Source organism: Anaerofustis stercorihominis, from assembly GCF_024623185.1.
GTDB lineage: Bacteria > Bacillota > Clostridia > Eubacteriales > Anaerofustaceae > Anaerofustis.
On the sequence record NZ_JANJZK010000001.1, the window covers coordinates 180,912 to 202,810 of the forward strand.

Genomic DNA, 21,899 nt, shown 5'->3' on the forward strand with positions numbered 1-21,899 from the left:
CATGGACTATCTGAAATCAGAACATTTGAAATTCAAGAGGACAATATCGAACAAACTGATTTTCATTGTTCCGCTAATCACAGCTATTTTTGCGTGGCTTATGGGTGGATTTATGGGATATCAGTACATGACGCTTTACTGGTGGTATGCGTTCCTGCTTCCGGGAGCAATCGCAATTTTGTGTTCTTTGTCACACAGAAAAGAAGAAAACGCCGGGAAATACTATTCGGTATTTTCTATGCCTGTAAACCTTTCAAGATTTGAATTTGCCAAGGGCATTATCTTAGTCGAAAAACTGCTTGTTTCAGCGATATTTTTAGCATTGCTTATTTCTATCAGTAATATCATTGCTCCGGCAACGGCAGTATATTCTCTTTTACACAGCATTGTAGGAAGTATCGGGATTGTCCTTGCGTCTGTCTGGCAAATCCCTTTGTGCCTGTACTTAGCACGCAAAACGGGAATGTTTGTGCCGATTGTGTTAAATACAATACTTGGAATTGTTCTATCTACTGCTACTGCATTAGGAAATACAATAGCATGGTGGTTTGTACCGTATTGTTGGGCGGCAAAACTGGCAGAGCCGCTTATGGGAATTGAAATAAACGGGACTTATGCGGGGAATTGTGGATTTTCTATATCCATTATAATTTCCATTGCGTTGTCAATACTCTTGTTCCTTATTTTGTCCTATGCCGACGCAAAGGATTTTTCCAAAGGGAGGTAGACGGAAATGGGTTTTATTTATGCGGTTCGTTCTGAACAGGTAAAAACAAAGCATACACCGTTTTGGGCTATCCATTTTTGTATACCTGCTATTGGGGCATTGTTATTTCTTGCTTACTATTCCCAGTATGGCAGCACAGCAGATAGTAAAAAGCTCAGAATGATATTGGAAATTACGACAACGTTTTTCCCATTGTTGATAAGCGTTATTGTCGGCCTTAATGTTGCACTGGAAGAAAAGGCTTCACACTTCCAAACGCTGCTTGCTGTACCGAACCGACACAAAAATATGCTTGCAAAATTAACTTATCTTTATGGTTCGGGGGTATTTGCATTGTTCTTTCTGTTCCTGTTATTTGTGATTGGCATACATCTTTTGGGAATGGCTGATACAGTACCGCTCAGAATGCTGATTGGAGCCGCCGTCGGGATGGCATTTTGTAATTTGATAATATACATCCTGCACCTGTTCCTCAGCTTCAAATTTGGATTAGGGTTATCCCTGTTTTGGGGCGTATTTGAAAGTCTGCAATGTATCTTATATAGCAATATAGAACTAAAAGGCATAGCAAGGTATATTCCCTTTTCATGGTCTATGAATTGGGTAAAGGATATTTTGAGCCGACAAATTTTCAACTATGGAGCGGAAAAAATATGGATTGCAGCATTAACGACAGGCGGCTTGCTGTTGACCTTATTATGGTTTTCTCATTGGGAAGGACGGAAAAATTATGAATAAAAATAGAAAAATGGTTATCGTCTTGCTATTTGCTTTTGTTGTATGCTTTTCTCTTGCGGGCTGTTCTTTACAGGAAAAAATCAAGGAATATTCCAGTGATAAAGAGCAATGCTATCTGGACGCAGAGAATGTGACGCAATTCTCCTTTAAGGGAAACGACTATACGATTTTGGAGGACACCGTTTCTAATGGCGGGCTTGGGGAATGGACTGGATATATCCGGCAGCTTGCAGCGGTAGACGAAACAGGAAAAGTATTGCTTCAGGAAAACATAGAAGCCGCTACCTTTCGGACGTTGGCAGATTTAGCGGATAAAGCCCCGGAAGCTGCTTATATTATCCCATTCTTGAATGTGTACGCAGCCCCTAACGCTGACGATTATCTGATTGTAGATGTAAACGGAGGGTATCACAAAGCTGTTAGAAAAGAAAATATCAAAGACACAGATACGGTCTTTGACTTCAAGGACACAGAGCAGTCTATGAGTGGAAAGTTTGAAATCAATCCCGAAAATGCAACGCAGCTCCTTTGTGACGGGATTATTTATCAAGTAACCTCTGATACCGTATCAAATGATGAATTGGGAAGCTGGATTGATATTATTGCGGAAAGCGTTACATTCGATACGGAAACGAAACGCCCTTTGTCCAAAGAAGATTTGAACAAGATTGACTGGGACGGAAAAAACGCCGGACAGGGGCGGGAACAATGGTTTTACGCAGATGTTTACGAGATTTACGATACGGATAAGACAGAAGCGGTTGCGGTAAAAATAAATAACCGCTACTATATTGCAGAGCAGAAATGACCGCTTTTCTGCCCTTGCGGATTATGCTATAATACGAAAAGAGCAACGAAAGGAGGCGACACTATGGCAGCAATCCTTATGGTTGATGATGAACGGCCTATTTTAGAGCTTGTGAAAAATGGGCTGCAAAAAGACGGACATTTCATTACTGCCTATACGTCTGCCGCACAGGTTCCGCTTGATAAGCTGAACAGATACGATTTGATTATACTGGATATTATGATGCCGGATATGGACGGATTTTCTTATTGCAATAAAATCCGTTCATTGGTGGACTGCCCTATTCTCTTTTTGACAGCTAAGACAATGGAAAATGATATTACATTCGGGCTTGGCTTGGGGGCAGACGACTATCTGACAAAACCATTCCGCATTGCGGAGCTGCGGGCAAGGGTAAATGCCCACTTACGCCGGGAACACAGGGAACGGCATGCCGCCCTTACCTTTGAACGGATAAAAATTGATTTGTCCGCAAAGGAGCTGCGGGTAGATGATACACCCATTCCCCTAACAAAAAGCGAATATCTGATTTGTGAATACCTTGCAAGAAATAAAGGACAGGTATTTTCAAAAGAACAGATTTATGAAGCAGTTTTGGGCTTGGAGGGCGACAGCGATAATTCTACCATTTCCACCCATATCAAAAATATCCGGGCGAAATTAAGCAAATTGGATATTCAGCCGATAGCGACAGTTTGGGGGATAGGGTACAAATGGGAATAAAAAAGCCAACATCATTGAAAGCGTCTTTTTGGAAATTTTTATGTATGCTGCTGATTGGGCTAATGGTTTCGGTAGCTATTCCATTTAGCCTTATCCTTGCCGGAACCAGAATGGGCTTTATTACTTATGCGGATTATTCAGAACGCAGCGCAAAAAATCTTGTTCCAATTATTGCTGCAACGCCGGATTTAACAGATGTACAGCTTCCTATGGGGTGCAAATACCTCATACTGGATAAGAATTATCAAATGCGGGAAACGTCTTTAGAGGGCGAAGATTTAGACAGGGCTATGGAGTATGCCCTGTCTGGAAAGATAAACGAAAACCTCAACAAGCAGTATCTGTTTGTTACCCGTGAAAATGAATATGTGGTGCTTCAATATTACATTGGCTCACAGTTTATAAATGAATGGTTCTATAATCATTTTCCCTCACCGGAAATTCTGCTATATATCCTCATGGGGATAAACTGTATCGCGGTCTGCGTGATATTAACAGCGAAATTTGCAAAAAATATGAGGGCGCAGCTCTCCCCACTTTTTGAAGCAACAGAAAAAGTGGCAGAACAAAATCTTGATTTTGAGGTGGGACACTCAAAAATCAAAGAATTTGAAGATGTGTTATGTTCTTTCTCTGATATGAAAAATAATTTGAAATCATCTTTAGAGAAACAATGGAGTGCGGAACAATTACAAAAAGAGCAGATAGCGGCGCTTGCCCACGATTTGAAAACGCCTTTAACTGTCATTCAAGGAAATATCGACTTGATAAGCGAAACAGAGCTTGACGACGAACAGCGGTTATATGCGGGGTATATTATAGAAAGTTCCGGGCAGATGGGCGTTTATATCAGGACGCTGATTGATATATCCCGGACAGTAGCCGGGTATCATCTCAATTTGGAAGAATTTGATATAGCTGATTATATGCAACAGATTGAAGCGCAGGCAAATTCATTATGCCTTACAAAAGAAATTTGTTTACACATGGAAACAGGGGAAAATTTAGGAACTTTCAAAGCGGATAAATTACTACTGGAACGGGCAATTATGAATGTGATAGGCAATGCGATAGATTACTCTCCACCAAAAGGGACAATCTATGTAGAGGTGCAAAAGCCAGACGATTTTCTACAAATCGCCATAATAGATGAGGGAACTGGTTTTACAAATGAGGATTTGCATCATGCAAGGGAGCAGTTTTTTATGGGCGACATCAGCCGAAGCTCTAATATGCACTTTGGCATGGGGCTTTATATCACAAGCAGCATTGTAAAGCAACACAAGGGGGAACTTGCTCTTAAAAATTCCGATAAAACAGGCGGTGCAGAGGTTATAATAAAAATTCCATATTAGGATTTAATGGGCGATAGGAAACATCGCTCATTATTTTTGCAAATCTTTATGAAATCTTCAAAAATATTTCGTAGTATTTTAAAAGTGAACGATTGAACTTAAAGTCCACCATATAAAAAACGGCATGTTGTTGATTTTTCTGATTTGGCATAAGGGTGTAAAACTTACGATGAGATCATCGGTAAAATGACGAACACCTCAGAGGTTAAATTGAATTATATTGGCATCGCAATTTGCGGCAATAAAAAGCAGATTAACAAGTTGACAGGAAATATGCCTTTGTTAAGATAGGAGGAGAAATGGTTTATGAGAACTGAATGGGTACATTGTCCTGTTTGCGGAGCTAAAACCCGTGATAGGATTGGAGAGGATACTATTTTGAAGAACTACCCTCTCTATTGTCCGAAGTGTAAACAAGAAACATTGATAGAAGCAAAAAAATTCCAAGTAACCGTCATCAGAAAGGAAAACACATAATACGCAGAGCCAATAAACGAGTTGAATGAATCGTTCGTTGGCTCTTTCTTATGCCTAAACTATATAGTATTCCCACCTTCTGAAAAAATTATTCAAAAACTTTTTGGAAAGTATTGACAAACACTTATTTCATTCAGTACAATAAAATACTCTTTTATGAGAACCACAACCAATTACATATCCTCACAGAATTTGGGAGTACGGCTTTACGCCGTACACGCCTGCGGTATGCGAAAAAGAAATACCGCCGTTGCCATTGCCGCCTTGAACTGTCGGCGGAGGTCAAGCGTAAAAGACAGTTTCGACTTTGAATTTCAAAGCCGGTTACATCATTGTGAAACCAAAACCGCAAGGGATAAGTCTATCCTTTTGTATTGGTCGGTACACATTGATGTGCCGGCTTTTTTTGCTGCCCAAATGCCGGCTACAACTAAATGACCGGCTGGATGGGATATGATTTTGCGATAACCTCTTTTTTCGGAGAGTGAGTGAAACAACGCCGCCTGAGATGGGGGCAGGGACAAAAAAACAACGTTCAGACAAACCGGCGGAAAACAACAGACCGTATGCGGCAGAAAGAGTGTCGCATACCGCAGCAAGCAGGGAAACTGTATTGACAGTTTCCGCCCCAACCGGCTTTATGAGCCGATTGCCCTTTGGGGAATACCCCAATCCCCTCAAAAATCCAAGAAAGGACTGATGTTATGAACGAAGCCAAGAACAAAAATTTATTTATCCGTGTGAGCGAAAAAGAGAAAAACATCATTGAGCAGAACGCCAAAAAGTGCGGGCTTTCCGTGTCAGAGTATCTCCGCCAGCGTGCTTTGGGGTATATGCCAAGAGCCGCCCTGCCCGAAGCATTTTTCTCTTTTAATGATAAGCTGGACGAACTCTGTATCGCTGTCGAAGGCAAAATTACAGCGGATACGGAAGAAAAAATTATTAGACTCATTGACAGTATTACCGAAGAACTGATACTGCCAAAACGTGAAAGGCTGGTGGTGTAAATGGCTACCACCGGCTTCTGGCCTGTCAAAGACAGGCTGAAGGAAGTGATTGATTATGCGGAAAATCCCGATAAAACCATAGACAAAAAGTATGTGGACAGCGATTTGTACACCGCTTTACAGTATGTATCCAACGATAAAAAGACCGATGAGCGTATGTATGTCAGCGGCATCAACTGCAATGCAAAGCGGGCGTATGAGCGTATGACGGCAACGAAAAAACGCTTCGGGAAAACAGGCGGCAATGTGGCGTACCACGGGTACCAGAGCTTCCAGACCGGCGAAGCCACGCCCGAAGAAGCGCACAAAATCGGCATGGAAACCGCAAAGCGGATGTGGGGAAACGAGTATGAAATTGTTGTTACCACACACCTTAATACAGACAATGTCCATAATCATTTTGTTGTAAATTCCGTATCCTTTAAGACGGGCAGGAAATTTGAAAACCATATCTCCGACCACCATAAACTCCGTGAAATCTCCGACTCTGTATGTTTGGAACATGGGAAAAGCATCTTGAAAGACGCAGAGTTTTACGGCAGAAGCAAAAAAGAATACTGGCGGAAACAAAACGGCGGGCTGTCACATCGGGAGATTTTAAAAGCGGATATTGACGCCGCCCTTGCCCAGTCCGCCAACTTCAAGGCATTTGAAATCCGTTTAAAGGATATGGACTATGAAATCTGCCGTGATGAGAACTTCGCCCATTATTCCGTAAAAGGGACAGGCTGGCAGAGGGCAGTCCGCTTAGACCGGCTTGGAAAAGAATACACGCCCGAAGCAATCAGGGCAAAACTGCTTGACAACCAGCGGCATGTCGGCTATGTCCCATTCCACAAGCCGAAATATACGCCGCTCCTTACGCTTGAAATCGAGTACCGTAAAATACAGCGCATGGACGGCATACAGATACTTTTTTCCCTTGTGATTGAACTTTGCAGGCTGGTTACGGGAAACAACATTGCCCCCGAAACTCCCCGCCCACTCTCCCCCACCATGCGGCAGGAAATCGTAAAATTAGATAAAACGCTGAAAGAATACAAGTTCCTATGTAAAAACAACATTGATTCCCCGCAGGAGCTTGTTTCTTTTATCGGAGAAAAACGGGAGCAAATCGGCGCATTGGAAAAAGAACGGCAGTCAATTTACAACCGAAACCGCCACAAAAAAGATGATGGATTGAACAAAGCGGCAAGAGAAATCTCCGCCAAGATAAAACCTCTGCGGGCGGAATTGTCCCTTGCAAAAGCAGTCCTTGAAAAAATACCGAAGCTGAAAGAGGTAATTGAAGCCGAACGGCAGGCGGAAACCGCTGTTATAACCAAAAATAAGGAAAGAAGGTATGCACGATGACAAATAGCAAAATTAAAACCAATACCCCGCCGAAGAAAAAGGCGGCGAATATCCAAGTAGATAAACTCCGTACTTTTGAGGGACATCCCTTTAAGGTACTGGATAATGAAGATATGGGCAATCTTATCGTAAGCATCAGACAGCAAGGCATTATCTCCCCACTGATTGTAAGAGCAATTGAAAGCACAGATGAATATGAAGTGATAAGCGGACACAGGCGTTTACACGCCGCCATAAAAGCAGGGCTTTCCGAAGTGCCTGCTTTAATTTATCCCCTTGACCGAAACGAAGCGATGATTGCGGTTGTAGACAGCAACCTGCACCGTGAAAGGCTGCTCCCAAGCGAAAAAGCCTTTGCCTACAAAATGAAAATGGATGCAATGAAAGCACAGGGCAGGAGAACGGATTTAACTTTGTCGCAAGCTGCGACAAAGTCAGATACCGCCGCCGAAATAGGAAAATCACAGAATGAGAGCCGTGACCAAGTGTTCCGCTATATCCGTCTGACTTACCTTATCCCCGAACTGCTTGACAAAGTTGATGAAGGCATTATCGCACTCAGCCCCGCCGTGGAACTGTCCTACCTCTCCAAAGAACAGCAGAAAATACTGCTTGACGCAATGAGCCTGAACGACTGCACACCATCCCACGCACAGAGTATCCACATGAAGAAACAGGCTCAGCAGAATACTCTTTCCTCGGACGGTATTTATGAAATCATGTCGGAGGAAAAAGCCAACCAGACCGAGCGAATCAGCTTTAAAGTACAGGATTTAAAGGGATTTTTCCCGAAAAACTTTACGCAAAAACAGATGACGGACACGATTCTGAAGCTGCTTTATGAATACAACAGAAAACTGGAACGCAGACGAAACAGCCGTGATGAAAGGTAAGGTGGAAGTATGAAAAAATTAGAAACTTTTACAGTCAATCCAAATGCAGTCTATATGCTGCCGCATGAGCCGATAGATGAAAATGAGAAAATCAATTTATCGCAAGAGGTACTGCCCCGCTGTCCCGAAATCCGCATTGAAAGCGGAAAATTAGTGCGTTTCAGTGGTGAAAACGAGTTTTCATTAAAAATTGGCGGCACGACCTACAAGGTCAACACCCATTTCAGCAAAAAAGGAAGCCAAAGCGTATTGGAACAGTTTAAAGAACTGATATTGTCCGAGAAGCTGGTTTAATATTGCACATTGGAAAAAGATAACTGGGTATAGTAAGATAACCCTGCCTTTGCTATGCCCAGTTGTCGGAAAGGAGATTATTTTTATGACAACAGCAAAATTAAACGGGCAGACAGAAGAAAAAATCACAGCTTTGTATTGTAGGCTTTCGGTTGACGACGATAATAAAGACGAGGAATCCAATTCCATAACGAACCAAAAACAGATTTTAAAGGATTACGCCCGCAAAGAGGGATACAACAACACAATGTTTTTTGTGGACGACGGCGTGTCGGGGACGACCTTCCAAAGACCGAATTTTGTGCGTATGGAGCGTATGGCAGAAAACGGCGAAATCGGCACGATTATCGTCAAAGACCTTTCACGCTTCGGGCGTGAGCAGGTGGAAATGGGCAGGCTTACGCAAGTGGTGTACCCATCCCTCGGCATCCGCTTTATCGCCATACAAGAACGTGTGGACACTCTGACCGGCGACGGCGTGGAGATGATGCCCTTCCACAATATTTTCAACGAATGGTATGCGGCGCAGACCTCTAAGAAAATCCGTGCGGTGTGGCAGTCCAAAGCGGAACACGGCGAACGTATCGCTTCTATCGTACCCTATGGGTACAGAAAATCGGAAGATAACCCGAAACAATGGGTAATCGACGAACCGGCGGCGCAAACCGTAAGGAAGATTTTTGCCCTGTGCCTTGCAGGGAAAGGCCCGATGCAGATTGCAAGGCAGCTTGAAGAAGAACAGATACTCTCCCCCGCCGCCTATTTTGAATCCATCGGCAGGAAACATGCTCAGAAAGTCCCCAAAAACCCTTGCGGGTGGGAACAGGCGACCGTCGGCTATATCCTTGAAAACAGGCAGTACACCGGCTGCGCCGTCAATTTCAAAAGCACTACCGTCAGTTACAAAGTCCATAAGAGAATCCAGCACAGCGAGGAGGATTACCAAATCATCCCCGATATGCAGGAAGCCATCATCTCCGAGGAACAATGGCTGAGGGTGCAGGAACTTCGCAAACACAAGCGCAGACCGACGAAAACCGGCAGGACGAGCCTTTTTTCGGGGCTGCTCTACTGCTACGACTGCAAATCGAAAATGCACTTTGTCGCCGCCAAGAGCATGAAACGGAAACAGGAGCATTTCCGCTGTTCCCAATATAAATCCGGCAGAGGGAATTGCACCATGCACTATATCCGCGATATTGTCCTTGAAAGGCTTGTGCTGGAAGCTGTCAGCGATTTATCCGATTTTGTACGCTGTTATGAGCCGGTATTCCTGTATCTGCTGGCAAAGAAAAACAACGCCATGCGGCAGAAGGAATACCAAAAACTTCAGCAGGCTGTTGAGAACGGCACAAAGCGGATAGCGGAAATCGACAGGCTGATTGAAAAGGTATTTGAACAGAACGCAGGCGGCATCCTCTCCGACGAACGGTTTGCTAAAATGCTTCAGAACTACGAAAAGGAGCAGAAAGCATTGACGCTGGAATTGGAAGAAAACCGCCAGACCTTGCAGAATGCCGAACAGCGGGTAATGGATTTAAGGCTTGTCTTACGCACTTTGCGGGAGATGACCGACATTAAGGAGCTTACCCCTACGCTTGTCAATTCGCTGATTGAGCGTATCGAAGTCCACAACAGCGAAAATTTCGGTGGACACAGCCATGTGAAGGTGGATATTTATTTTACGGCGGTGGGGATGATAGATATTCCCACCGAAAAAGAAATCCTTGCCACAATGGAAGAAATACGGAACAATCCGCAGGACTTCAAATTCGTAGCATAACAAAATGATACGGTGTAATCCCTTTTACCGAGTTACACTGTATCTTACATAAAAACATCCTTATCTGGCGACAGCAAAAGGTCTTTTTTCTTTGTGTAAAAATAAATTATATATTGACATTAATAATAATCAGATATATATACTATGTTATTTTATAAAAATGTGTTTATCATATTGTATTATGATTTGTTTATGATAATATCTGCGATATGATTTCGTAATAATATAATTAATTATAAATATATAATAGTTAAAACTTTATATTTAGCTTGAAATTTCATTTACATTATTTGAATAAAACTTTAATAGAATGATACTTGTTTCATTTCTATTTTTATTTTGGTTTTCATGAAAGAAAAAACGTTAAAGGTTTTTAAATTTTTCACATTAAAAACAATGGCATGTCATTTTTAAATTGTATACTCTAAGAGTAAAAAGTTTTAGAAACTTTTTCATAATTTCCCCTAAATGGTATGTAAGAAATTTCATATCATTCCCTCATTTTATCAAAAAGAAATCCTAATAAATAGGATTTCTTTTTTTGCTATTGGCAGTTTATAAAATATAATACTTTCGTTAAACATATATATTTAAATATTTATTTAAAAAATTCATAGAAATAATAAGATTTTTTGGTAAAAAAGGTTTACTATGTGTAACAATACAAAAAATTGTATAAATGACAAATTAATTTGGATTTTATGTCATAATTATTTGTTTTAGTGCATAAATATATTCATTAAAAGCTTATATTTATTATATATTTTATGTTACAAAAAGTAAACTTTTTGTAGCAATTTCTTTGCATAATATATTTAAAATATTATAAAGGAGAAATTATTAAATGAAGAATCACTTAAAAAAAGGTATAAGCTTAGTCGTAACTTTAATGATGGTTGTTTCTTTACTTCCTACTTATGTCTTTGCAAATGACGAAGTAAAAGACTGTGGTGATGGTAATCACATATGGAATAAAGAATATACTGTTGATAAAGAAGCAACTTGTACCGAGGACGGAGCAAAATCCATTCACTGCAGTGTCTGTGATAAAAAACAGGAAGATAGTGAAAAAACTATCGATGCAACCGGACACAATTTTGAAGAGAAGGTAACCAAGGACGCTACCTGTACAGAAGCAGGCGAAAAAGCCTTGGTTTGTACAAATCCAGGCTGTGATGTTGTGCTTAATAAAACAGCTATCCCTGCTACCGGTCATAAGTATGGGGAGCCTGTTGTTGTTGAACCGACTTGTACCGATGTCGGTACTTCTACAACAACTTGCAGCGTTTGCGGTGATAAAAAGGTAGAGGAAACATCTGCTTTAGGTCATGATTGGGAAGGTGAAAAGACAGTAGATAAAGAAGCGACATGTACAGAATCGGGAAGCAAATCTATACACTGTAAAAGATGTAATGAAATAAAAGAGAGTGAAGTAATCCCTGTGGTTGCCCATACATATGGGGATGAAACACTTACAAAAGATCCTACATGTACTGTAGGTACTCAGACTTATAAAGTTTGTACCGTTTGCGGGTATGAAAATATTTTATCTACGGCAGATGATGAATTGGGTCATGAGTGGAATGCTGAAAAGACAGTTGACCAAGCACCTACATGTATAGCCGTAGGAAGCAAATCAACACACTGTAAAAGATGTGATGCAACACAAGACAGCGAAGAAATTGCAATGGTTCCACACAGCTATTCCGAAGAATGGACAGTTGATAAGGAAGCAACATGCAAAGAAGCCGGAATCAAATCTCATCACTGTACAACACCCGGATGTACTCAAAAATCCGAGGTAACTGAAATAAGCAAGACTGAAGATCATACATATCCCGAAGACTGGACAGTAGATAGCGAAGCTACTTGTACAAAAGCAGGAAGTAAGAGTAAGACATGCAGTGTTTGCAGTAATAAGATAACTGAAGAAATTCCTATGATAGAACACAACTATCAAGAAAATATTACTAAAGAAGCAAATTGTACCGAAGTCGGTGAAAAGAATTTGAAATGCAGTGTTTGTGGTGATGTAAAAACAGATTCTACGGAAGTTATATCTGCTCTTGGACATAAATATGAAGAAAAGACAGAACCTGCAACATGTACAGAGAATGGAAAGACATATAAAGAATGCAGTGTATGTTATGATAAGATAGACGAAGTAGTTATTCCTGCTACGGGACACGACTGGGATGAATATGTACTTAAAGACCCTACATGTACCGAAGCGGGCAAGAAGGCAAGAGTTTGCAAGACATGTCAGGAAGAAGATAAAGCTTATGATATCCCTGCACTGGGACATAATTATGCTAGTGAATTTACTATAGATAAAAAAGCTACATGCACAGAAGCCGGAAGTCAATCAAAACATTGTTCAAGATGTGACGAAAAAAGTGAAGTAACTTCAATTGATGCTTTAGGTCATGATTTTGCTTCGGAATATACAACGGACAAAGAAGCTACATGTACAGAAAATGGCAGTGAATCACAGCACTGTTCAAGGTGTGATGTTACTCAAAATGCTAGGGACATTGTTGCTGCTGGACATAGTTATGCAGATAAATATACTGTAGTAAAAGAGGCTACATGTACAGATAAGGGATTGATGGCACAAAAATGTGATAACTGTGATGCATATCAAAACGAAGTTGCAATTAAAGCGTTAGGCCATGATTACAGTGATGAATTTACGATTGATGAAAAGGCTACATGCTCAAAAGAAGGACTTAAATCTAAACACTGTTCTAGATGTGACAGCACAGCGGAAGAAGCCGTACTGCCTAAGAATGATGTTCATAATTACGGTTCTTGGGAAACAGCATTGTCTCCTACATGTACTGCAAATGGCGCTAATGCAAGATTTTGTTCTGACTGTCATAAAATAGATAAAACAGTTGTAAAAGCATTGGGACATAAATGGAATAAGAGTTATACAACAGACAAAAAAGCGACATATACCTCTAAGGGATCTAAATCAATACATTGCTCAAGGTGTAATGCAAAGACAAAGATCACATCAATACCGATGTTAAAACTTGCTAAAGTTTCATCATTTAAAGTAAAAGCAGGTAAGAAATACGCTAAAGTATCTTTTGGTAAGGTTAAAGGTGCTACTAGATATGAACTTTATCGCTCAACCAAAAAGAGCAGTGGTTATAAAAAAGTAGCAACATTAAAATCTACAAAATATACAAATAAAAAACTTAAATCAAAGAAGACTTATTACTATAAAGTCAGAGCTGTTGCAGGAAGCAATAAGGGAAGCTTCAGTAAGGTTTTAAAAGTAAGAGTTAAATAAATAAAATTGTTATAATAAAAAAGACCTCATTATCATCGGGGTCTTTTTATTGCTTATTTTTGATACTTTTTCATTTCGCTTTTATAAAGATTATTTCCTTTTGCATCTATTGCAACGATCAATGGAAAATCTTCCACGTAAAGCTCTCTAACGGCTTCTGACAGTAAGTGTGGATATGCTATCAGCTTGGATTTCTTGATACATTTTTTTATAAGTGCTCCGCAGCCGCCTACTGCCGCTAAATACACTGCTCTGTTTTCTTTTAAAGCATTCTCCACTTCATCATTTCTCTCGCCTTTTCCAATTATGAGTTTAAGTCCCTTTTTTAAAAGTAAAGGAGTATATTTGTCCATTCTTGCAGACGTCGTCGGTCCGCATGAACCTATTATCTCTCCGGGTTTTTCCGGACATGGACCTGCATAGTATATACATGCTCCCATTATATCAAAAGGAAGAGCTTCACTTTTTTGTATAGTTTCCACCATTTCTTTATGCGCGGCGTCTCTGGCAGTATATATGGTTCCAGTTAAATAAATCTTGTCACCGGCATTTAGATTTAATATTTCGTCATCGTTTAATGGTAATGTTATTTTCTTTTCCATATTATATCTCCATTTGTGTATGTCTCGATACATGACAGCCTATATTTACACTTACCGGAAGTCCTGCTATATGTGTTGGGTACGTTAAAATATTTACTCCGAGAGCGGTAGTAGTCCCTCCGAGACCTCCAGGACCTATCCCGAGATTGTTTATCTTTTTATATAATTCTTTTTCCATTTCAGCGTAATATGGGTCAGTATTTTTGTGATTTATATCTAAAAGCAATGCTTCTTTTGCCATAATTGCGGATTTTTCCATTGTCCCTCCTATGCCGACTCCTATTATCATCGGAGGACAAGGCTTACTTCCCGCATTCTTTACCGTGTCCAAGATAAATTCTATTACTCCGTCGTAGCCGTCAGCAGGCTTCAGCATTTTGGTTGCCCCGCAGTTTTCGCTGCCAAAGCCTTTAGGCATTACCTTTATACTTACTTTATCGCCTTTAACAATATTGTAATATATAATTCCCGGAGTATTGTCTTTTGTGTTTTCTCTTCTAAGCGGACAGCCAACTACGCTTTTTCTGAAGTATCCTTCATCATAAGCTTCTCTTATCGCTTCGTTTATTTCATCATAAATATAATTTCCTTTGAATATAACATCCTGTCCGACTTCCAAAAAAACTATACACATCCCCGTGTCCTGGCAAATGGGGCAGTTTTCACTTGCCGCAACTTCGATGTTTTCGTTTATTACATTCAAAAGTCCTTTACCTATCTCTGATTTTTCTTCCTTTTCTTTTTTAATAAGTTCATTCTTTATATCGGGACTTAAAAACACGTTTGCTTTTAATATCAATTCTTTAACTGTTTTTTTTACTAAATTTGTATCTACTTCTCTCATAATAACCTCTGTATTTGTTATATTTTTAAGTATATCACAGCAGTAAAATATTTTCTACTTGCGAAATAAAGTAATAGTAAAAATTTTGATTTGTTATATAATTAATTTAAATATACTTTCAAATAAAGGGGAATAGTTATGAATAGCAATGAAATAATCAATGAACTAAAAAAAATGAGTGATGAAAAATATAAGAAAAATATAATTAAGCTGGGTATTCCCGAAGACAGATGTATAGGTGTTTCTACAACGGATTTGAGAAGACTGGCTAAAAGTATCAAAAAGGATAATGAGCTTGCAGTAAAGCTTTGGCAGAGTAATTATCACGAAGCAATGCTGCTTTCTGTTTTAATAATGGATAAAAAGTCAATGACACTTGAATATATAGAAGAAATAATGAAAGATGTCATATCCTGGGATCTATGTGATCATTTATGTAAGAATATAATCATTAAAATAAAAGGATATGAAAATCTTATATATAAATGGTGTGACAGTGACAAATTATATTATAAAAGAGCTGCATTTACCCTTATTGCATCTTATGTGATTCACGACAAAAAAGCTGACGACGATACATTAAATAAAATGCTTCAAATAATAGAAAAAAACAGTGATGATGACAGGGAGCATGTAAAAAAGGCAGTATTATGGGCACTAAAGGAAATCGGTAAAAAAGATGTTTATTATAAAGAAAAAGCCATTGAACTTTCAAATAAATTAGTATCTTCCGGCATAAAATCAAAAGTATGGATCGGGAACAATGCTTTAAAAGAATTTAATACATTGGTTAAAGTTGAAGGGAGAACCAGACTTATTTCCAATAAATCAAAGATGGGAAGTAATGTTTGATTTTTCTTAATAAAATGCATATGAAAATGTTTTAATTGATAGTATAATACTTATAAGTAAAAAGTCAGGGGTTTTATATGTCAGAAAATATCATAGTTAAAAATGTTAGTAAGATTTACGGAAGCGGAGAAAATACTACGACTGCACTAAATAATGTAAGTTTTGAAATAGAAAAAGGTAAATTTACGATTATTGTCGGTCAAAGCGGTGCGGGTAAGACGACCCTTCTTAATCTGCTGGGAGGAATGGATTCTATAACCAGCGGAAGTATTATTGTCGGGGGAAAGGATATAAGTTCGTTTAATGAGAAAGAGCTTACAACATACAGAAGATATGATGTAGGTTTTGTTTTTCAGTTTTATAACCTTGTGCAAAATCTCACCGCAAAGGAAAATATAGAACTTGCTACCGAGATTTCAAATTCAGATATATCCGCCGAAAAAGCTCTTAGTGATGTCGGACTTTTAAATAGAAAAGATAATTTCCCTTCACAGCTATCGGGCGGAGAACAGCAGAGAGTATCTATTGCAAGGGCGCTTGCCAAAAATCCAAAATTACTTTTATGTGATGAACCTACGGGTGCTCTTGATTATAAGACCGGAAAATCGATACTTAAACTCTTGCAGGATATATGTTTTATGAATAATATCCCCGTTATTGTCGTTACCCATAACCTTGCACTTATGTCAATGGCAAATAAGATAATCAAAGTAAAAAACGGAGAAATAAGCGATATAATCATAAATGAAAATGTTAAGAATGTAGAGGATATTGAGTGGTAATCAATATTTCGACCTTGAGGTCGACCAATATTTTTCCGAAGATAAAAATATTGGATAAAAATCTTCCACTCAATCGCCGTGGCGGCTTTTAATGCGGTCGGATTTTCTAAAAATCTCTGCCCGAGATTTTTGAAACGACCGCTAACCCAACCCTCATATTTTTTATTTTATAGCTTTAAAGAGTATTTTGAATGATTAAAGAGTTTATTTAAAATAATAAAATAAATATTTTATTATTAGAAAAGGTAAATAATGAAGACTTTATTAAAAGACTTATTCAGAGAAATCAAGATAACTAAAAACAGATTTATTTCTATCCTATTGATTACGTTATTAGGTGTTTGTTTTTTTGTGGGTTTAAGAGTAATAGGTCCCCAGATGGAATTTACCGCAAATAAGTATTTTGAAGATACCAACTTATACGATATCAACTTTATGTCTACATATGGGTTCAATGATAAAGATGTTGAAGCAATAAAAAATGATAAGAATACAAAAGATATTCTCGCAACATATTCCACCGAGCTGTTATTAAAAAACGGTGATGACAGCATAGTTGCCAAAGCTTTTGGAATGCCGAACTATAAAGACATAAAGATGATGAAATATGAACTTATTCAAGGAACTTATCCAAAGAAGAATGATGAGTGTGTTATTTCCGACAATTATATGCAGTTCAAAGGATATAAGCTGGGGGATATACTAACTATTGAAGATCATGACGGTGTAAAGTTAAAAGTAAAAAAATTAAAAATAGTTGGAAGTGCTGAATGGTCTTATTATATTACCGATGATGATTATGGTTCATCTACTCTCGGAAACGGCAGTATAAATACTTTTTTGATTTTAAATAAAGATGTTTTTGACAGCAGTGTATATACTGATTTGTACGTTAGCCTAAATAATGTAGACAAAGTAAATTGTTTTAGTGAAGAATATGAAGATATTATAGATGATTACAAGACAGATATAAAGAAAGTAACTAATGAACGAGGCAAAGAAAGATTAAAAGAGGAAAAAGATAATGCTAATAAAAAGATTAAAAAATCCGAAAGTAAGCTAAATAATAAAAAGAAAGAAACTTATGATAAATTAAATAAAGCAAAAAATACCTTAGACAGTAATAAGATAAAGTTAAATAACAGTGAAAATGAATTACGAAGAACTAAAAAAGAAACTAAATCAAAACTTAAAAAAGCAAAAAATGATTTAGATAAAGCTAAAAAAGAATTACCGAGTAATGAAAAGAAACTTAAAAAAGCAAAAGAAGAGATAAAAAAAGCGAGAAGTGAATTTGAACAGGGAAAGGCTCAGTTCGAGCAGTATCTTGCAGGTTTATCCGAGCAGGAAAAAGAATATTTAAAAGATGTAATAAGTAATAAACAAAAAGAACTTGATATTGCAGAAGCAAAAGTAGAAAAAGGCGAAAAGCAGGTTAAAGCTTCCGAACAAGAACTATTATCCGGAAAACAAAAAATAAAAGATGGATATAAAGATTTAGAAAAACAAGAAAAGAAAGCAAACTTAGAATTTAAAAAAGCAGAAGACCAAATAAAAGAGGGCAGGGCAGAATTAAATAAAGGCTATGCGTCTTATGAAAAAAACAAAATAAAAGCAGATGATGAATTCAAAAAAGCAGAAGATAAAATAAAAAAAGCTAAAAAAAAGGTAGAAAATTTAAAAGAAGTAAAATGGTATACATTAGATAGAAACTCCAATGAAAGTTATTTTAGTTACGCGGATAATTCAAAGAAGATAACATCTTTGGCTAAAGTATTCCCTTTGATTTTCTTTTTAGTGGCTGCTTTAGTATGTCTTACAACCATGACTAGAATGGTAGAGGAAAAAAGGACGGAACTTGGGATACTTAAAGCTCTTGGTTTTAGCAAGTGGGCTGTCAGTATAAAGTTTATCGTTTATGCATTTTTAGCAAGTTTTATAGGCAGTGTAGTAGGTCTTTTTATCGGATTTACCTTAGTGCCTAAGATGATTTACAATGCTTATAGAATACTTTATAAAACTCCGGATTTAGCTACCGTTATCTACCCAAGTTATATACTTTTATCATTATTTATAGGCGTTATGTGTACGGTACTTAGTGCATATTTTGCATGTAACAGTGACCTTAAGGAAGTAAGTGCTAGTCTTCTCAGACCTAAGGTAATGAAAAGCGGAAGAAAAACTTTACTTGAAAAAATACCCGCTGTTTGGAATAAGATAAGTTTTAAATGGAAAATAACCATAAGAAACCTTGTAAGATATAAGAAACGTCTTATTATGAGTGTTGTAGGAATAGGAGCATGCTGCGGTCTGTTGATTGCCGCATTTGGCATAAGGTATTCGGTTTCGGCTATCGTTGACCTTCAGTATAATACTATTTGGAATTACAATATGGAAACTTCTATTGAAAGTGACCTTTCAAACAAAGAGATAAATGATATCAAATATACTTATGATGATAATAAAGAAATCAAGGGCAGTAAGTTATTTTTTAAAGATACTTACAGTGTAGTTGGAAAGAATAAGGATTATTCGTTTTCTTTAATGGTTCCCATTGATAAGGATGCTGTAAATGATTATATTTACCTTAGTGATTATGAAACCGGCGATAAGATAAACATGCCTAAAAGCGGTGTAGTTATAACCAGCAGATTAAGTGAAATAGCAGATATCAAAAAAGGCGATATAATAAAAATCAAGGATCTGGATGATAAAGAGTACGATGTACCCGTAGTGAATATTATCAATAATTATGTTTATCATTACATGTTTTTGAGTGAAGATTATTATAAAACCATAGTAGATGAGGATATTAAACCAAATCTTATTTTATCAAGGCTCAATAAAAACGATGAAAGTACTTACGATAAATTGAGTGAGACATTGCTTAAAAATGAAAATATAAGCAGTATTGAATTCAATGAAAGAGTCGCTGAAAATTTTGCAGGTCAGTTAGATAGTATGGATTTTGTCATTGTAGTTATAATAGTCGCCGCAGGTATGCTTGCATTTGTGGTAATGTTTAATCTGGATAATATAAATGTCAGTGAGAGAATAAGAGAAATTGCAACCATTAAAGTTCTCGGATTTTATAATAATGAAGTAAACTTTTATATAGTAAGAGAAAATATTATTTTAAATATCATTGGGATAATAGTTGGGTGTATAGTCGGGAAATATTTTCATAGATATTTGATTGATACCGTTTCAGTTGATTTTGTCCAATTTTATAAAGGGATCCAGCTGTCGAGTTATGTATATGGAATTATACTGACAATAGTATTTGCATTCATAGTTAACCTTTTCCTAAAAAAGACTCTTAAAAAAATCAATATGGTAGAATCACTTAAAAGCGTGGAATAAAAGAGAAGTTTTGCTTCTCTTTTTTATATTATTATTTAATAATATAAATTAATAAAATATAAGATTTTCTTCCTATTTTTCTTTCTTTTTTAGTTTTTATTTGATAAATTAATATGTATTGTTTTCATAGTCTATAGAGTAAATATAGTACATTGTGCTGTGCGTAATTTATTTAAAATAAGGTAAAGATTAAAATACAATTAAAAATGAAAATTAATTTTATAATCTATTGACAAAGTATTTTCTTGGTGGTATATTTATGACAGTGTTAGCACTCATGTTTAAGGAGTGCTAATAAGAAGGAGAAAGGAAAATGAACTGGGACGATAGAAAGTTTAACATTTTAAGAGCTATCATAAATGATTATATCAAAACAGCCGAGCCTGTAGGTTCAAGGACATTAGAGAAAAAGTATAATCTTGGTGTGTCTTCGGCTACCATCAGAAATGAGATGTCGGACCTCGAAGAAATGGGGTTTTTAATAAAGCCACATACTTCTGCCGGAAGAATTCCTTCTACCAGCGCATATAGATTATATGTTGATAATTTCATGAAAAAGAATGCTTTGGAGTCTGAAATCAGAGAGGCTGTCAGAGCGGAATTTGATAACTATATGCTTGAACTTAATAATACAATAGAAAAAACTTTAAATATACTTACTAAAATGACTAATTACACATCACTGGTAATGGCACCGAGATTATCTTCTCTTAATGTAAAAGATGTTAAGATTGTTTTTATAGAAGAAGATAGGGTAATGCTTATAGTAGTTACCAAAGAAGGACTTATAAAAAATTCTGAAATAAGACTTAAAACTTATGTGACACTCGAAGAGATAGAAAGAATCAATAATGCTCTTACTACTATAATAAAGAACAGACCGGCAAATGAAGCAGTCAACTTATTAAGTGAATTGGTTGAAGGGTTAAGTGAGACAGAAAACAGGATACTATCGGAAATAATGCCGGTATTCAGAAGTTTGGTTGAAAATACGAATTCGTCAAAGATATATGCCAGAGGAGTTAGTAAAATTCTCAATTTCCCGGAATTCGGAGATATAGAAAGAGCAAAACATTTTATAGATTCTGTCAACAGTAAAGAGGCGCTTGAAAGTGCTATTTCGGTTGACAGTGATGATGGTGATATCCATATAGTGATAGGAAATGAAAATAAGGTTGAGGACTTTAACGATTGTTCCATTATAACCGCAAATTATAAATTGAACGGTAAAACGGTAGGAACGATAGGCGTTATAGGACCAACAAGAATGAATTATGATTACGCAGTTTCTACACTTGATTTTTTAAGTGATGAACTTACCAAACATATAACGAAAATTTTTAAAAAGTGAGGTAACTAAATGAGTAATGATAATATAAAAGATATAAATGAACTCAGAAAAGAAAAAGAAGAAAGAGAAAAGAAGAAGTATATGAGTAAAGATGAAAACAAAGAGATCAATCAGGATGAAGTGAAAGAAGAAACGGCTGAGAAAGTAAAAAAAGAAAATGAGCCTGAAGAAAAAGAGGAAGTCAAGGAAGAAAGCATGGAAGAAAAATATGATAAATTAAATGACAGCTATATGAGACTCTTGGCTGACTTTGATAATTACAAAAAAAGAGCAAGTAAAGATAAAGAAGCTATGATTATATATTCAACATCTAAGTTTGCGGAAGGTTTGTTTCCTATAATTGATAATTTTAAAAGGGCTTTGGATAGTGAAGCTGATAAAAAAAGCGGTTTTTATGAGGGTGTAAATATGATATTTACACAGCTGACCGAATTACTTAAAAATGAAGGTATAGAAACAATAGAAGCTCTTGATGAAAAATTTGATCCAAATAAACACTATGCGGTAGCGGTGGAAAAATTGGATGACAAAGATGATGATATCATTCTTGAAGTTTTTCAAGATGGATATATATACAAAGAAAAAGTCTTAAGACCAAGTATGGTCAAAGTAAATAAGTTAAAATAAAGGAATAAGGAGAGTAAGA

Annotated in this window: 19 protein-coding genes and 1 pseudogene; 18 read left to right on the forward strand and 2 right to left on the reverse strand. The window is 37.1% G+C overall.

Annotated features, from left to right (window positions below; genetic code table 11):
• Position 1 precedes the first annotated feature (1 nt).
• The 13 genes and pseudogenes from NSA01_RS00990 (at position 2) to NSA01_RS01050 (ending at position 13,459) form a co-directional block, all read left to right on the forward strand.
• Positions 2-727, forward strand: coding sequence for a lantibiotic immunity ABC transporter MutE/EpiE family permease subunit (locus NSA01_RS00990; RefSeq protein WP_016307784.1), 726 nt, complete (start codon positions 2-4; stop codon positions 725-727).
• A 6-nt stretch (positions 728-733) separates the two neighbouring features.
• The gene (locus NSA01_RS00995) at positions 734-1,465 is read left to right on the forward strand and encodes a lantibiotic immunity ABC transporter MutG family permease subunit (protein WP_016307785.1); all 732 of its coding nucleotides are present in this window, start codon (positions 734-736) and stop codon (positions 1,463-1,465) included.
• Positions 1,466-1,475: 10 nt separating this feature from the next.
• Positions 1,476-2,273: a NisI/SpaI family lantibiotic immunity lipoprotein gene (locus NSA01_RS01000; RefSeq protein WP_257479667.1), complete on the forward strand. Its 798-nt coding sequence runs from the start codon at positions 1,476-1,478 to the stop codon at positions 2,271-2,273.
• Positions 2,274-2,336: 63 nt separating this feature from the next.
• Positions 2,337-2,996, forward strand: coding sequence for a response regulator transcription factor (locus NSA01_RS01005; protein WP_120428136.1), 660 nt, complete (start codon positions 2,337-2,339; stop codon positions 2,994-2,996).
• A complete protein-coding gene (locus tag NSA01_RS01010) occupies positions 2,987-4,351 on the forward strand; it encodes a sensor histidine kinase (RefSeq protein WP_016307788.1) in 1,365 nt (454 codons plus the stop codon). Before NSA01_RS01005 ends, NSA01_RS01010 begins: the two co-directional genes overlap by 10 nt.
• A 168-nt stretch (positions 4,352-4,519) precedes the next feature.
• Positions 4,520-4,642, forward strand: a pseudogene (locus NSA01_RS01015) (DUF2000 family protein); the annotation flags it as partial.
• A gap of 15 nt (positions 4,643-4,657) precedes the next feature.
• Positions 4,658-4,828 (forward strand): cysteine-rich KTR domain-containing protein, encoded by a 171-nt coding sequence (locus NSA01_RS01020; RefSeq protein ID WP_016307789.1) that lies wholly within the window; start codon positions 4,658-4,660, stop codon positions 4,826-4,828.
• A gap of 704 nt (positions 4,829-5,532) precedes the next feature.
• Positions 5,533-5,835, forward strand: coding sequence for a plasmid mobilization protein (locus NSA01_RS01025; RefSeq protein ID WP_016307790.1), 303 nt, complete (start codon positions 5,533-5,535; stop codon positions 5,833-5,835).
• Entirely contained in the window at positions 5,836-7,188 is a 1,353-nt protein-coding gene (locus tag NSA01_RS01030; protein ID WP_016307791.1) for a relaxase/mobilization nuclease domain-containing protein, read from the forward strand. It abuts the gene before it with no gap.
• Complete coding sequence (locus tag NSA01_RS01035; protein WP_016307792.1) at positions 7,185-8,081, forward strand: ParB/RepB/Spo0J family partition protein; 897 nt, start codon at positions 7,185-7,187, stop codon at positions 8,079-8,081. The genes NSA01_RS01030 and NSA01_RS01035 overlap by 4 nt, the downstream gene beginning before the upstream one ends.
• A gap of 9 nt (positions 8,082-8,090) precedes the next feature.
• Positions 8,091-8,375 (forward strand): hypothetical protein, encoded by a 285-nt coding sequence (locus tag NSA01_RS01040; RefSeq protein ID WP_016307793.1) that lies wholly within the window; start codon positions 8,091-8,093, stop codon positions 8,373-8,375.
• Between the two features lie 85 nt (positions 8,376-8,460).
• Complete coding sequence (locus NSA01_RS01045) at positions 8,461-10,158, forward strand: recombinase family protein (protein WP_161907742.1); 1,698 nt, start codon at positions 8,461-8,463, stop codon at positions 10,156-10,158.
• A gap of 844 nt (positions 10,159-11,002) precedes the next feature.
• Positions 11,003-13,459 (forward strand): fibronectin type III domain-containing protein, encoded by a 2,457-nt coding sequence (locus NSA01_RS01050; RefSeq protein WP_257479668.1) that lies wholly within the window; start codon positions 11,003-11,005, stop codon positions 13,457-13,459.
• Positions 13,460-13,512: 53 nt separating this feature from the next.
• On the opposite strand, the gene NSA01_RS01055 is transcribed toward NSA01_RS01050, so the two are convergent.
• Positions 13,513-14,061: a Fe-S-containing hydro-lyase gene (locus NSA01_RS01055; RefSeq protein ID WP_257479669.1), complete on the reverse strand. Its 549-nt coding sequence runs from the start codon at positions 14,059-14,061 to the stop codon at positions 13,513-13,515.
• A gap of 1 nt (position 14,062) precedes the next feature.
• Positions 14,063-14,905 carry a fumarate hydratase gene (locus NSA01_RS01060; RefSeq protein WP_257479670.1) on the reverse strand — a complete coding sequence of 281 codons (843 nt, stop codon included), beginning with the start codon at positions 14,903-14,905 and terminating at the stop codon, positions 14,063-14,065.
• A 138-nt stretch (positions 14,906-15,043) separates the two neighbouring features.
• Between NSA01_RS01060 and NSA01_RS01065 the strand changes: the two genes are divergently transcribed.
• The 5 genes from NSA01_RS01065 (at position 15,044) to grpE (ending at position 21,880) form a co-directional block, all read left to right on the forward strand.
• The gene (locus tag NSA01_RS01065) at positions 15,044-15,757 is read left to right on the forward strand and encodes a DNA alkylation repair protein (RefSeq protein ID WP_257479671.1); all 714 of its coding nucleotides are present in this window, start codon (positions 15,044-15,046) and stop codon (positions 15,755-15,757) included.
• A 77-nt stretch (positions 15,758-15,834) separates the two neighbouring features.
• The gene (locus NSA01_RS01070; protein ID WP_257479672.1) at positions 15,835-16,539 is read left to right on the forward strand and encodes an ABC transporter ATP-binding protein; all 705 of its coding nucleotides are present in this window, start codon (positions 15,835-15,837) and stop codon (positions 16,537-16,539) included.
• A gap of 252 nt (positions 16,540-16,791) precedes the next feature.
• Positions 16,792-19,902: an FtsX-like permease family protein gene (locus NSA01_RS01075; protein ID WP_257479673.1), complete on the forward strand. Its 3,111-nt coding sequence runs from the start codon at positions 16,792-16,794 to the stop codon at positions 19,900-19,902.
• A gap of 313 nt (positions 19,903-20,215) precedes the next feature.
• On the forward strand, positions 20,216-21,253 hold the full coding sequence (gene hrcA / locus NSA01_RS01080; protein WP_257479674.1) for a heat-inducible transcriptional repressor HrcA: 1,038 nt from the start codon (positions 20,216-20,218) through the stop codon (positions 21,251-21,253).
• A gap of 9 nt (positions 21,254-21,262) precedes the next feature.
• Complete coding sequence (gene grpE, locus NSA01_RS01085; protein WP_257479675.1) at positions 21,263-21,880, forward strand: nucleotide exchange factor GrpE; 618 nt, start codon at positions 21,263-21,265, stop codon at positions 21,878-21,880.
• The last annotated feature ends 19 nt before the right edge of the window (positions 21,881-21,899 follow it).

What these genes read in the sequence shown, in the direction of transcription:
- NSA01_RS01070 (WP_257479672.1), top strand. Translation starts at nt 15,835, where the DNA reads ATGTCAGAAAATATCATAGTTAAAAATGTTAGTAAGATTTACGGAAGC.
- NSA01_RS00990 (WP_016307784.1), top strand. Translation starts at nt 2, where the DNA reads ATGGACTATCTGAAATCAGAACATTTGAAATTCAAGAGGACAATATCG.
- NSA01_RS01055 (WP_257479669.1), bottom strand. Translation starts at nt 14,061, where the DNA reads ATGGAAAAGAAAATAACATTACCATTAAACGATGACGAAATATTAAAT.
- NSA01_RS01000 (WP_257479667.1), top strand. Translation starts at nt 1,476, where the DNA reads ATGGTTATCGTCTTGCTATTTGCTTTTGTTGTATGCTTTTCTCTTGCG.
- NSA01_RS01035 (WP_016307792.1), top strand. Translation starts at nt 7,185, where the DNA reads ATGACAAATAGCAAAATTAAAACCAATACCCCGCCGAAGAAAAAGGCG.
- NSA01_RS01010 (WP_016307788.1), top strand. Translation starts at nt 2,987, where the DNA reads ATGGGAATAAAAAAGCCAACATCATTGAAAGCGTCTTTTTGGAAATTT.
- NSA01_RS01025 (WP_016307790.1), top strand. Translation starts at nt 5,533, where the DNA reads ATGAACGAAGCCAAGAACAAAAATTTATTTATCCGTGTGAGCGAAAAA.
- grpE (WP_257479675.1), top strand. Translation starts at nt 21,263, where the DNA reads ATGAGTAATGATAATATAAAAGATATAAATGAACTCAGAAAAGAAAAA.
- NSA01_RS00995 (WP_016307785.1), top strand. Translation starts at nt 734, where the DNA reads ATGGGTTTTATTTATGCGGTTCGTTCTGAACAGGTAAAAACAAAGCAT.
- NSA01_RS01065 (WP_257479671.1), top strand. Translation starts at nt 15,044, where the DNA reads ATGAATAGCAATGAAATAATCAATGAACTAAAAAAAATGAGTGATGAA.
- NSA01_RS01040 (WP_016307793.1), top strand. Translation starts at nt 8,091, where the DNA reads ATGAAAAAATTAGAAACTTTTACAGTCAATCCAAATGCAGTCTATATG.
- hrcA (WP_257479674.1), top strand. Translation starts at nt 20,216, where the DNA reads ATGAACTGGGACGATAGAAAGTTTAACATTTTAAGAGCTATCATAAAT.
- NSA01_RS01060 (WP_257479670.1), bottom strand. Translation starts at nt 14,905, where the DNA reads ATGAGAGAAGTAGATACAAATTTAGTAAAAAAAACAGTTAAAGAATTG.
- NSA01_RS01075 (WP_257479673.1), top strand. Translation starts at nt 16,792, where the DNA reads ATGAAGACTTTATTAAAAGACTTATTCAGAGAAATCAAGATAACTAAA.
- NSA01_RS01020 (WP_016307789.1), top strand. Translation starts at nt 4,658, where the DNA reads ATGAGAACTGAATGGGTACATTGTCCTGTTTGCGGAGCTAAAACCCGT.
- NSA01_RS01030 (WP_016307791.1), top strand. Translation starts at nt 5,836, where the DNA reads ATGGCTACCACCGGCTTCTGGCCTGTCAAAGACAGGCTGAAGGAAGTG.
- NSA01_RS01045 (WP_161907742.1), top strand. Translation starts at nt 8,461, where the DNA reads ATGACAACAGCAAAATTAAACGGGCAGACAGAAGAAAAAATCACAGCT.
- NSA01_RS01050 (WP_257479668.1), top strand. Translation starts at nt 11,003, where the DNA reads ATGAAGAATCACTTAAAAAAAGGTATAAGCTTAGTCGTAACTTTAATG.
- NSA01_RS01005 (WP_120428136.1), top strand. Translation starts at nt 2,337, where the DNA reads ATGGCAGCAATCCTTATGGTTGATGATGAACGGCCTATTTTAGAGCTT.